The organism is Knoellia tibetensis, assembly GCF_048606415.1.
Taxonomy (GTDB): domain Bacteria; phylum Actinomycetota; class Actinomycetes; order Actinomycetales; family Dermatophilaceae; genus Knoellia; species Knoellia tibetensis.
The window spans coordinates 242,026-254,138 of record NZ_JBMBWF010000001.1; the positions used below are offsets into that span (position 1 = coordinate 242,026).

Here is a 12,113-nt window from a genome sequence, read left to right on the forward strand (position 1 = left end):
TTGCGGACGCAACGCCCACGGACGCAGGTATGCCGTCCACGCGCGATGCGTGGACGGCATACCTTCTCGTTCGGTCAGGCGCGGGTCACTCGTTGGTGGAGGCGACCTTGCCCCGGTTGCAGGGGTTGCCGACGTCGACGCTCTGGCCGCGGTCGACGACGATGCTCCGGGTCCCGAGGACCTTGCCCTGCTTGGTGGTGCAGGTGAGGTTCCACGACTCCTTGACGCCGGTGACGATCGCCGGGTCGGGCGGGAGGAACGACATCGTCCCCGACCAGTCGGTCGACGTGGAGCCACCGTCGTAGTTGTTCGCCTCGATCCGGTAGCCGCCGGGCACCGGGTCGAGCGCAGTGGCCGTCTCCGGGTTGTCGGCGGTCGCCGCGGACGCGACCTGGTTGCCGTCCGCGTCGTAGATGTAGAAGTCCCAGTCGACGGCGGTGCCACCTGGCCAGCTGAAGTCGAAGACGACCTTGCCGTTGTCGTAGGCCGGGAGACCCTGGACCGTCACGTTCGTGTACTCCGACTGCCCGACGGCAGGCACGCCCGCGGGGTTCGTGATGGTCTGGCTCGGGGCCGTCGGGGCCACCGGGTCACGGCCGTAGCGACCCACGACGAGCGGACGCGTCGACGGGTTGACCGCCCACGAGAACGCCCCACCCTTGCCGGCGAGCGAGGACGAGAGGACGTCGGTGTACGGGATCGGCGGGGTCGTCGTGCCACCCGGCTGGATGACGGGCGAGGTCATGCCCTGGTAGGTCTTGCGGACCGACAGCGTCGTGTTCGCCGGCGCCTTGCCGGTGATCGTCGAGTGCATGGCCTTGTCCATCGCGGCAGCGGCGGCGCGGTAGTAGGCCTCGCGGTTGCCGCCCTTGCCTGCACCCGCGGCGGGTGCGAGCCCGGCGTACTCGGCGACGACACCGGTCTCGTAGGGCGGGTGGAAGCCCTCGGTGCCGATCTCGAAGGTGAAGCCGTAGCCACCGGTGTTCCAGTAGCTCCAGTCCTCGACCGAGCCGGAGGTGTCGTAGAGGCCGAACGAGGGGATGTTGGCGTAGCCGTTGTGTTCGGCGAAGTCGGCACCGAGCGCGCGGTACTGGATCTCGTCGGGGCTGAACCCGGTCGAGGCGAGCGACGGCGGGCGCAGCACGAGGTTGCTGTAGGTGTGGTTGGTGATGAGGGTGGTCACCTGGCGGCTGCTGATGAGCTTGCGCACGGCGTCGACCTCGGGCTCGCTGCCGGGGCCGTCACCGCGGTAGGTGTCGCTGCTCCAGCTCGTCGACGCGCCGGGGCCGCCCCAGAAGCCGGGGTAGTTGCGGTTGGGGTCGGTGCCGCGCAGTCGTCCGGCGAGGTTGTTGTCGCACGTGCCGGTCGTGTACTGCGCCGGCGTCTTGCTGCTGATCGAGCAGTTCTTGCGCTTCATCTCGTAGTCGAACGTGCTGAAGTCGCCGAGCGGGGCGGCCGAGCGCGAGATCTGGAAGCCGTCGACGTTGACGACCGGCACGACGATCGTGCGCACGCCCTTGAGGATGCCGGCGTTGCGGGCGTCGCCGCTCTCGAGGAGGTCGTAGGCGAACTCCATCGAGTGCTCCGACGACGGCCACTCCCGCGCGTGATGGGCGCCCATCATGAGGAAGACCGGCTTGCCGTCGGCGGTGTTGGCCGCGCCGTCGGTGATCTCGATGCCGTTGATCGGCTTGCCGAGGACCGACGGGTTCGCGAGCGTGAGCGGCTTGACCTTCGTCGGGTACTTCGCGGCCAGCGCAGCCATCTCCGCGTTGTAGTCGGCGAGCGTGCGATAGCCGGTTCGGCCGCTCGGCAGCGCGGACTCGGCGACGCTCGCGGCGTAGGCCTTGTCCTTCTTGGCGTTCGCGCGCTCGACGGCGGCGAGGTCGGCGACCTTGACGGTCCACTTCTTGCCGGCAGCCCTCAGCTTCGCCACGTCGGCCGCACCGTGGAGGACGACGTCCACCCCGTGCTCGTCGGCGTGCTCGGTGGTGTCGAGGCCGAGGGCGTCCACGGCCGAGCGCTCCTTCTGGCTGGCCGCGTGGACGGTGACGATCTGCACCTTCTCGTCCTGGGCCGCCGGCTGCGGCGCCGCGGTGGCGACTCCGGCTCCGGCGAGGCCGGCGGCCACCAGCGCGACCGCCGAGACCACCCCCGGCCCGACTCGGGTGATCCTCATGCTGGCTCCTTCGATCAGGGATGCGCGGACGCCGTTGTCACGCGCGGTCCTCAACCTAGGGCGCTGGCGGCGAGTTCGCTCGGCGAGATCTTTCGGGCCCCAGACGCAGGTATGCCGGCCGCTCCGGGTCCCACGCTCTGCGTGGGCGGTGAGCGGCCGGCATACCTGCGACGTGGGTCGGGTCAGAGCTCGGGGAACCAGATGGCGATCTCGCGCTCGGCGGACTCCGGGGAGTCGGAGCCGTGGACGATGTTCTTCTGGACCTTCTCGCCCCAGTCGCGGCCGAGGTCGCCGCGGATGCTGCCGGGCGCGGCCTCGGTGGGGTTCGTCGCGCCGGCGAGGGAGCGGAAGCCGGGGATGCAGCCCTGGCCCTCGATGACCGCGGCGGTCACCGGGCCGGACGACATGAACTCGAGGAGCGGCTCGTAGAAGGGCTTGCCCTCGTGCTCGGCGTAGTGGCGGGCGAGGTTCTCACGGGTGGGCGTCGTCACCGCGAGCGCGACCAGGGTGTAGCCCTTGGCCTCGATGCGGCGCAGGACCTCACCGGAGAGGCCACGGGCGTAGCCGTCGGGCTTGACGAGGACGAGGGAGCGTTCGGCAGTCACGCGGGCCAGCCTAGCGAGCGGCCTCGGGGTCGCTCTCGCGGGCCGCCATCATCGCGTCGACCTGCTGCCCCTTGACGAGGCACAGCACCCAGAGCCCGGTGAAGACGAGGCCGACGCCGATCATCGCCGGGACGACGACGGCGCTGGCCCAGGTGAGGAGCTGCACGACCCACCCGAGCGGGAGCCCGAGGGGCGAGCGCATGAGCCCGGCGCCGACGAACGCGAGGACCGCGAGCGCGACACCGAGCCAGAGCAGCGTCCGGGCGTTGTCGGCGCCCTCGGCGAGCGCGGTCGCGCGGGCGACGAGCGCTCCGAGGAGGATGACGAAACCCTGGCCGCCGAGCACCGTCGCGAGCATCCGCCAGGCGAAGGTGCCGAGAGTGCCGGTGAGCGGGAGGCGGGTCATCCGCGCTTCCACTCGCGCACGTCGATCGCCGCCTTCGCCGCCTCTGCGGGCGCCCGTGTCGCCTGGCGGTAGAGCTTGACCGCGGTGGCCTTCTTGTCGTGCGAGAGCGCGAGGTCGATCGACTGCTGCACCTCGAGCGGCAGGTCCTCGACCGGCCGGAAGCTCACCTTGTCGCCGCGCGCGCTGTCGCGGAAGCGGGTGACGAGCCAGAACACCACCGCCACGACGGCGATGATGAGGACGAGCCTGGCGATGGGATGCATGGCACGAGCGTATGCCGGGTGCGCTGGTTGGATGGACGGGTGCCCCTTCCCGCCGAGCCCACAGCTCCCCCGCGCCTCGAGATTCCCGCCGGAAGTGGGTTGCTCGGGGTTCGCAGCGACAAGGAGGTCCGGTGAGGTCCGAGGAAGCCACTCGTAGGGCCACCCTCGAGCTGCGGCGAGTCGTGCTCACCGTCGCCGGGCTCAACTTCGCGTGGTTCTGGGTCGAGGTGGCCGTGGCCCTCTCGATCGGCTCGGTCGCCCTCTTCGCCGACAGCGTCGACTTCCTCGAGGACACCGCGATCAACCTCCTCATCGCCCTCGCTCTGGGCTGGGGCATGCGGCACCGCGCGCTTGCCGGCCGGGTCATGGCGGGGATCCTCCTCGTCCCCGCCGCGGCCGCGGTCTGGCAAGCGGTGTCCAAGTGGGGCGACCCCAATCCCCCGGACGTCGGCTGGCTCGCTGCGACGGCCGGGTCGGCGGCGGTCGTCAACAGCGTGTGCGCCTGGCTGCTCACCCGCGTGCGCACGTCGGGAGGCAGCCTGTCCCGGGCGGCATACCTGTCCGCCCGCAACGACGTCCTCGTCAACGTCGCGATCATCGCCATGGCGCTGGTAACGCTGTGGACAGCTTCGGGGTGGCCCGACCTCGTGCTCGGTCTCGGGATCGTCGCCCTCGCGGTGCACTCGGCGCTCGAGGTGTGGGAGGTGGCGGGCGAGGAGCACCTCGCCGCCAAGGCGTTGGCCGGGGAGCCGATCGACTGATACGCGGTTGCTTGCCTCCGGCGAGGTGACGGCCTGACCACCACAGGTGCGGACGCAAGCCCCCTTGCGCTCTCAGGCGTCGGTGACGCCGAGGAGCATGCGCACCTCGGCGGCGGTGATGACCGAGCCCGTGGCGAGCACGCCCCCGCCGACGCCCCCTTGGTCGGCGAGGGCCGCGGCCTGGTCGAGCGCGTCGGGCAGGTCCTCGACGACGGTGACCCGTGAGTCGCCGAAGACACCCCGGGCGATCTCGGCGAGGTCGTTCGGGCGCATCGCTCGCGGCGAGGTCGTGCGCGACACGACGACCTCGTCGAGCACCGGCTCGAGGACCTCGAGCATCTCGGTCGCGTCCTTGTCCTTGAGGATCGCGATGACGCCGACGAGCCGGGTGAAGGTGAACGCCTCGTTCAGCCCGTCGCGCAGCGCCCTGGCCCCGGCGGGGTTGTGGGCGGCGTCGACGAGCACGGTCGGACTGCGACGGACGACCTCGAGCCGTCCCGGCGACGTCGCGGCTGCCAACCCTGCGCGCAGCACCTCGAGGTCGAGCGGCTGCTCACCTCCCCCGAGGAACGCCTCGACCGCGGCGATGGCGACGGCGGCGTTCTGGGCCATGTGGGCGCCGTGGAAGGGCAGGAAGAGGTCCTCGTAGGTCGCCGCGAGACCGCGCACGCTGACCGCCTGCCCACCGACCGCGACGTCGGCCGCCTCGATCCCGAACTGCTCACCCTCGACGGCGAGCTGCGCCCCGACCTCCTCGGCCCGGTCGCGCAAGATCGCCGACACGGCCGGGTCCGCCTGGAGCGCGGAGACGGCGATGCCGTCGGCCTTGATGATCCCCGACTTCTCGAGGGCGATGTCGGTCTCGGTGTTGCCAAGGAAGTGCTGGTGGTCGAGCGCGATCGGGGTGATGACCGAGACGGTGCCGTCGGCGACGTTGGTCGCGTCCCAGCTGCCGCCCATGCCGACCTCGACGATGGCGACGTCGACCGGGGCGTCGGCGAACGCGGCATACGCGACCGCGACGAGCACCTCGAAGTAGGTCATTCGTGGGCCGCCCTCGGCGACCGAGCGCGCATCGACAAGGTCGACGAGGTCGATCACCTCGTCATAGGCCCTGAGGAACTTCTCGGCCTCGATGTTGCGCCCGCCGATGGCGATCCGTTCGAGCATCGTGTGCAGGTGCGGCGACGTGAACCGCCCTGTGGTGAGCCCCATCTCGCGCAGCACCGACTCGACGACCCGGGCCGTCGTCGTCTTGCCGTTGGTGCCGGTGACGTGGATGACGGGGAAGGTGTGCTGCGGGTCGCCGGCGAGCTCCATGACGGCGCGGATCCGGTCGAGCGAGGGCTCGAGGTCGTGCTCGGGAGCCCGGGCGAGGATCGCCTCCTCGACCTCGCGCAGCCGCTTCATGATCTCGAGGTTGCGAGCAGCCTCGCGCTGGGAGGAGTCGGGAGCCGGTGCCATGCGCCCCATTCTCCCGGACTTCTTGCGCAGCAGCGACGCCGAGGGTGCCGATCCGGCCCTCCGGACGTCGCTGCTGCGCAATCAGTCGGGGGCGGGTCAGTCGAAGGAGGCGCCGTCGAAGTCCTCGGGCGTGTAGTCGCGGGGCTCGACGAGGACCATCCAGTTGCCGGAGTTGTCGCGCATGAGCGCCTCGACGCCGTAGGGCCGGTCCTCCGGATCCTGGAGGAACTCGACGCCCTTGCCCTTGAGCTCCTCGACCGTCCGGCGGCAGTCGTCGACGTGCAGCCCGACGCCGGGGAGCCCGCCCTCGAGCTGCGCCCGCTGCATCGCCGCGATGAGGTCGTCCGACAGCGGCTTGCTGGGGGTCGTGAGATGGAGCGAGAGCTCGGGCTGCGAGGGGTGGGTCACGGTGACCCAGCGGAAGTCCTCCCCCAGCGTGATGTCGTCGCCGGCGGTGAAGCCGAGGACGTCGGTGTAGAAGGCGAGGGACTCGTCGAGGTCCTTGACCCAGACGGACACGAGGCTGACGTTGGTGATCATGGGCTCGACGCTAGGCGTCAGCCCCCGTGGGCGCTTCTCCCCGATTGCTCCGTATGCCGTCCGCTCCCCCGCCGGGCCCGTCGCGCCTCTCGACGAGGCCGGCCATGAAGACCCAGCAGCCCGGGATGCGCGGGGCGCCGCGGACGGCATACCGGGCCTGAAAGGCGCTGGGCGTCTCGCCGACGATCTCGCGGAAGCGGCTCGAGAACGAGCCGAGGCTGGAGTAGCCGACGGCGTGGCAGACCTCGGTGACCGTGAGGTTCGTCGTGCGCAGCAGGTCCTGGGCGCGCTCGACCCGGCGCTCCCCGAGGTAGGCGAGCGGGGTCGGGCCGTAGACCGCCGCGAAGGACCGGAGGAAGTGGAACTTGCTCAGCCGCGCCGTCGCCGCCAGCGCGTCGAGGTCGAGGTCCTCGGCGAAGTGCCGGTCGATGTGGTCGCGAGCGCGCCGGAGGTGGATGAGGACGTCGCCGGGGACGCGTCGCACGGGTTCGGGCACGCGACCAGCCTAGGCGGGCTGGCCGGCCGCGGACGACGGCTCACGGGTGGCGACGATGATGTGCCACGCGAGCCCTCGATGCAGGTGGCGCGCGGCGAAACCGTTGTCCCGCAACGTCGCCAGCATCGACATGGGTGCGTGCGCGAACGTGCGGTACTCGCGTCCGAGGACGCGCATGACGACGTTCTGCGAGGCGAGCATCGCACGGGAGACGGCGTTGCGCGGCGGGTGGCTCAGCACGACCGAACGCCGAGCGTGACCGGCCGCGGCCGTGAGCAGCCGCTCGGCATCGGGATAGCAGCAGACAACGCGGTGCAGCACGACGACGTCGGCCGGCGCGGCCACCGAAGAGTCGACGGCGACGTCCCCCATCCGTCGGTCGACGCGGTCGGCCACACCGTGCTCGCGCGCGAGCTCGGTCGCCTCGCCCTCGTAGGCGGGGCTCAGCTCGAGGTTCGTCGTCGACGCGGCGCCACGCTCGAGCAGCTCGAGCTGGATCTCGCCGACGCCGCCGCCGATCTCGAGGACCGTCGCCCCGTCGAGGCCCTCGGTGGCAAGCCAGTCGACCATCCGCCGCGCGGTCCGGTCGACTCCGCGCCTGCGGTAGCGACCCGCGACGTGCCGGGCGAACCGCGGCCCGAACACGCGGTCGCACCCTCGGGGGTCACAGCAGCCGGCCACGTCACCGAGTATGCCGTCCGGCCCGGGCTCAGGAGGGCGGCTCGGCGGGACGCCACCCCGGCGGGCCGAAGAGGTGGCCGGCCCGGTCGCGCCACGTCCGGGCGGCCCGGACGTGGCGCACGGCCGCGAGGAGCTCGCCGTACTGGATCCGCAGCGGGTTGTGGGTCGTCACCGGGACCGTGAGCCCGTAGACCGGCACGTCCTCCTCCTCGGCGTAGGTCCCGAAGAGCCGGTCCCAGACGATGAGGATGCCGCCGTAGTTGCGGTCGAGGTACTGCTTCTGGCTCGCGTGGTGCACCCGGTGGTGGCTGGGCGTGTTGAGGAGGTACTCGACCGGCGCCCACAGCTGCGGGATCGTCTCGGTGTGCACCCAGAACTGGTAGATGAGGTTGAGCGAGAACGCGAAGAAGATCATCCACGGCGGCACGCCGAGCAGCGGGAGCGGCGTCCAGAAGAGCAGCTCGCCCCACGGGTTCCACTTCTGCCGCAGCGCCACCGAGTAGTTGAAGTGGACCGACGAGTGGTGCGCCTGGTGGGCCGCCCAGAGGATCCGGACCCGGTGGCTGGCGCGGTGGTAGGCGTACCAGAGCAGGTCGACGGCGAGCAGCGTGAACACCCAGGTCCACGGGCTGCCGGCGTCGAGCTGCCACGGCGCCACAGAGAACAGCGCGAAGTAGAGGATGAGAGCAGCGAACCGCGCTCCGAGGTTGATGACGACGGACCCGACGCCGCTCGCGAGGTTCGCGGCCGTGTCGGGCGCCGAGTAGCCCATGCGCGTCGGGGTCTCGTCGTCGTGGTCGCCGAGGAACCGGATCGCGAGCAGCTCGAGGACGATGAAGAGCACGAAGAACGGCACGGCGAAGAGGACCGGGTCGTGCGTCGGGTCGCTGATGATCGCCCACGGTGAGTCCATGGCCGGGCACCCTACTGGCGCGTAGGTCCCGCCGCCGTAACCCCCGTCACCCCGCCCCGCCTCCCGACTGATTGCCCCAGGACCACCGCGTCACCCCGGTTTCGGGGCGTCTGCGGTGGTCTTGGGGCAATCAGTCAGACAGAGGTATGCCGGTCAGGCGAGCTTCTTGACGAGGATCCGGGCGCGCTCGCCGGCGCCGAGGTCCGCCTCGCTCACACCGTCGCCAAGCGGCAGCGCGTCGAGCTGGGGCGCCGAGCCGAACTGCGTCGCGAGGGTCTCGTCGACGATGAGTGCCTGGTGGGCCACCGTCGCCTCCCAGACCGCCTGCGAGCCAGTCACGGTGAGCGAGATCCGGTCGCTCACGTCGAGGCCGGCCTCGCGCCGGGCCTGCTGGACGGCGCGGATGACGTCGCGCGCCAGGCCCTCGGCGGCCAGCTCGGGCGTGACCTCGGTGTCGAGGACGACGAACCCGCCACCCGGCAGCACGGCGGTCGCCCGCGAACCGGCGTCCCCACCCGACACGACGGTCTCGAGCGAGTACTCGCCCTCGACGAGCTCGAGACCGCCGCTGACGACGGTGCCGTCCTCGGCCACGGACCAGTCGCCGGACTTCGAGCCCTTGATCGCCGTCTGGACCTCGCGGCCGAGCCGGGGCCCGGCGACGCGGGCGTTGACGGTGAGCTTCTGCGTCACGCCGAAGTCGCTGTCGCCGACGGCGTCGAGGTCGAGGAGCGAGACCTGACGGACGTTGACCTCGTCCGCGACGATGCCCGCGAAGTCGGTGAGGCCGGCGGCGTCCGGCACGACGACCGTGAGGTCGCGCAGCGGCAGGCGCACGCGCAGCTTCTCGGACTTGCGCAGCGACGACGCGACCGAGCAGATCGTCCGCGCCTGGTCCATCCGGGCGACGAGCTCGTCGTCGGACGGCAGGTCGTCGGCCGACGGCCAGTCGGCGAGGTGCACCGAGCGCTCGCCGGTGAGCCCACGCCAGATCTCCTCGGAGACGAGCGGCAGCAGGGGCGCGGTGACGCGGGTGAGCACCTCGAGCGTCGTGTAGAGCGTGTCGAACGCCGCGCGCGCGTCGGCACCCGAGTCCGAACCGTCACCAGAACCGGTGTCCCAGAAGCGTTCCCGCGATCGGCGGATGTACCAGTTGGTGAGCACGTCGACGAAGCCGCGGATCGAGTCGCAGGCACCGGCGACGTCGAGGCCGTCGAGCTGCTCGGTCGTCGTCTCGACGAGCTGGCGCAGCTTGGCGAGCAGGTAGCGGTCGAGAGGCGAGGTCGACGCGGTCGACCACTGGGCGGCATACCCCTGTCCGCCACCGCCGTTCGCGCCGTCTGCACCGTCAGATCCACCGCCACCGAAGGCGTTGGCGTAGAGGGTGAAGAAGTACCAGCTGTTCCACAGCGGGATCTGCACCTGGCGCACGCCCTCGCGGATGGCCTCCTCGGTGACGATGAGGTTGCCACCGCGCAGGATCGGCGACGACATGAGGAACCAGCGCATCGCGTCGGCGCCGTCGCGGTCGAAGACCTCGCGGACGTCGGGGTAGTTGCGCAGCGACTTGCTCATCTTCTGGCCGTCGTTGCCGAGGACGATGCCGTGGCAGATGACCGAGGTGAACGCGGGACGGTCGAAGAGCGCAGTCGCGAGCACGTGCAGCGTGTAGAACCAGCCGCGCGTCTGGCCGATGTACTCGACGATGAAGTCGCCCGGGAAGTGGTGCTCGAACCACTCGGCGTTCTCGAACGGGTAGTGCACCTGCGCGAACGACATCGACCCCGAGTCGAACCACACGTCCATGACGTCCTCGACGCGGCGCATCGTGGACTTCCCCGTCGGGTCGTCGGGGTTCGGACGCGTCAGCGAGTCGACGAACGGCCGGTGCAGGTCCGGCTCACCGGACGCGTTGAGGGGCAGCCGGCCGAAGTCGCGCTCGATCTCCTCGAAGGAGCCGTAGACGTCGATGCGCGGGTACTCGGGGTCGTCGGAGCGCCACACCGGGACGGGGCTGCCCCAGAACCGGTTGCGCGTGATCGACCAGTCGCGGGCGTTCTCGAGCCAGCGGCCGAACTGGCCGTCCTTGACGTGGTCGGGAACCCACTGGATCTGCTGGTTGAGCTCGACCATGCGGTCGCGGAACTTCGTCACCTCGACGAACCACGACGAGACGCCCTTGTAGATGAGGGGCTCGCGACACCGCCAGCAGTGCGGGTAGGAGTGGTCGTAGGTCTCGCGACGCAGCAGCACGGTCCCCGGCGACACCGCGCCCGCCGCGCCCGCCTCGCCAGAGCCGCCCGCGCCGCGCGTGGCGGCCTTGAGGTGCTCGATGATCGGCGCGTTGGCGTCGAAGACGAGCATTCCCTCGTACTCCGAGACGGGGAACGTGAAGGCACCGTCGGCACCGACCGGCATGACCGGCTCGATGCCCTCGCGGTCGGTGACCTCCTTGTCGACCTCACCGAACGCGCCCGCGGTGTGCACGACCCCGGTGCCGTCGGTCGTCGTCACGGCATCGTCGGCGGCGACGATCCGGAAGGCGTTCTCGTGCCCGGCGTAGTAGGTGAACGGCGGTGTGTAGGACCGTCCGACGAGCTCGGCGCCCTTGTAGCGGCCCACGACGGCGGGCTCGTCACCGAGCTCGCGCGCGTAGTGCCCCAGCCGCGCCTCGGCGAGCACGTAGCGGGCGGGTGCCGCGTCCTCGCGCCCCGGCACCGGCGCCTCGACGACGACGTAGTCGATGTCCGAGCCGACCATGGCGGCGAGGTTGCTCGGGAGGGTCCAGGGCGTCGTCGTCCACACGAGCAGGTGGGCACCGTCCAGCACCGGGTCCGACCCGGTCGAGTCGAGCAGGTAGCCGACGGTGACCGCCGGGTCCTGGCGCATCTGGTAGACCTCGTCGTCCATCCGCAGCTCGTGGTTGGACAGCGGCGTCTGGTCGTTCCAGCAGTAGGGCAGGACGCGGAAGCCCTCGTAGACGAGACCCTTCTCGTAGAGGGACTTGAACGCCCAGATGACCGACTCCATGTAGGGCGCGTTGAGCGTCTTGTAGTCGTTGTCGAAGTCGACCCAGCGCGCCTGGCGGGTGACGTACTCACGCCAGTCGTCGGTGTACTTGAGCACCGAGGTGCGGCAGGCGTCGTTGAACTTCTCGATGCCGAGCTCGACGATCTCGTCCTTGGTCTTGATGCCGAGCTGGCTCATCGCCTCGAGCTCGGCGGGCAGGCCGTGGGTGTCCCAGCCGAAGCGACGCTCGACCCGGCGTCCGCGCATCGTCTGGTAGCGCGGGACGAGGTCCTTGACGTAGCCGGTGAGCAGGTGGCCGTAGTGCGGCAGGCCGTTGGCGAAGGGCGGACCGTCGTAGAAGACGAACTCGTTCTCGCCGTCCTCCCCGGCCTCGCGCTGCTCGACCGAGGCACGGAACGTGTCGTCGGCCTCCCAGTGCGCGAGGATCCGCTCCTCGATCTCCGGGAACCGCGGGCTCGGGGACACCCCTGCCGGCGGCAGGCCGAGGGCGGCGCCGGGCTCGTGGGTGCTGGTGGTCGAGACCTTGGGGTAGGTCATGTCGAAGGCTCCTGCGGGTCGTCGCGTCGTCGTCTCGACGAGGACGAAGGGCCTCCTGCCGTATGCCGGCCGGCTCCCTCCGCGGTACCACCTCGCTTGCCGCAGCCACGCGCCCCACGGGGCCACGCGGCATACGACCGCTCTTGTTTCCCAGGTCGTGACGTGACCCGGACGTCCGGTTCTAATGGGCTCCCCACGAGGTGGCGCCGTTCTTCCGGAGGCTCGCCGCTGATGACGG

The 12,113-nt window shown here is 70.8% G+C and carries 11 protein-coding genes; 1 reads left to right on the top strand and 10 read right to left on the bottom strand.

Annotation, left to right across the window (positions count from 1 at the left end):
- Positions 1-85 precede the first annotated feature (85 nt).
- From ACOJV7_RS01140 to ACOJV7_RS01155, 4 genes are all read right to left on the bottom strand, one after another.
- Positions 86-2,179 (bottom strand): M14 family zinc carboxypeptidase, encoded by a 2,094-nt coding sequence (locus tag ACOJV7_RS01140; protein WP_420188326.1) that lies wholly within the window; start codon positions 2,177-2,179, stop codon positions 86-88.
- Positions 2,180-2,361: 182 nt separating this feature from the next.
- Positions 2,362-2,784, bottom strand: a complete 423-nt coding sequence (gene ndk, locus ACOJV7_RS01145; RefSeq protein ID WP_420188327.1) for a nucleoside-diphosphate kinase — start codon at positions 2,782-2,784, stop codon at positions 2,362-2,364.
- 10 nt (positions 2,785-2,794) lie between these two features.
- Entirely contained in the window at positions 2,795-3,190 is a 396-nt protein-coding gene (locus ACOJV7_RS01150) for a DUF4233 domain-containing protein (RefSeq protein WP_420188328.1), read from the bottom strand.
- Entirely contained in the window at positions 3,187-3,453 is a 267-nt protein-coding gene (locus ACOJV7_RS01155) for a hypothetical protein (protein WP_420188329.1), read from the bottom strand. The genes ACOJV7_RS01150 and ACOJV7_RS01155 overlap by 4 nt, the downstream gene beginning before the upstream one ends.
- A 131-nt stretch (positions 3,454-3,584) precedes the next feature.
- Between ACOJV7_RS01155 and ACOJV7_RS01160 the strand changes: the two genes are divergently transcribed.
- Positions 3,585-4,214 (top strand): cation efflux transmembrane domain-containing protein, encoded by a 630-nt coding sequence (locus ACOJV7_RS01160; protein ID WP_420188330.1) that lies wholly within the window; start codon positions 3,585-3,587, stop codon positions 4,212-4,214.
- Positions 4,215-4,286: 72 nt separating this feature from the next.
- Here ACOJV7_RS01160 and ACOJV7_RS01165 read toward each other — a convergent pair whose 3' ends face one another.
- From ACOJV7_RS01165 to ileS, 6 genes are all read right to left on the bottom strand, one after another.
- Positions 4,287-5,678, bottom strand: a complete 1,392-nt coding sequence (locus ACOJV7_RS01165; RefSeq protein WP_420188331.1) for a bifunctional folylpolyglutamate synthase/dihydrofolate synthase — start codon at positions 5,676-5,678, stop codon at positions 4,287-4,289.
- Positions 5,679-5,774: 96 nt separating this feature from the next.
- On the bottom strand, positions 5,775-6,218 hold the full coding sequence (locus tag ACOJV7_RS01170) for a VOC family protein (protein ID WP_420188332.1): 444 nt from the start codon (positions 6,216-6,218) through the stop codon (positions 5,775-5,777).
- Between the two features lie 10 nt (positions 6,219-6,228).
- Positions 6,229-6,714 (bottom strand): helix-turn-helix domain-containing protein, encoded by a 486-nt coding sequence (locus tag ACOJV7_RS01175; protein WP_420188333.1) that lies wholly within the window; start codon positions 6,712-6,714, stop codon positions 6,229-6,231.
- Positions 6,715-6,723: 9 nt separating this feature from the next.
- Positions 6,724-7,359 (bottom strand): methyltransferase domain-containing protein, encoded by a 636-nt coding sequence (locus ACOJV7_RS01180; protein WP_420188334.1) that lies wholly within the window; start codon positions 7,357-7,359, stop codon positions 6,724-6,726.
- Between the two features lie 64 nt (positions 7,360-7,423).
- On the bottom strand, positions 7,424-8,308 hold the full coding sequence (locus tag ACOJV7_RS01185) for a sterol desaturase family protein (RefSeq protein ID WP_420188335.1): 885 nt from the start codon (positions 8,306-8,308) through the stop codon (positions 7,424-7,426).
- Positions 8,309-8,461: 153 nt separating this feature from the next.
- Complete coding sequence (gene ileS / locus ACOJV7_RS01190; protein ID WP_420188336.1) at positions 8,462-11,875, bottom strand: isoleucine--tRNA ligase; 3,414 nt, start codon at positions 11,873-11,875, stop codon at positions 8,462-8,464.
- Between the last annotated feature and the right edge of the window lie 238 nt (positions 11,876-12,113).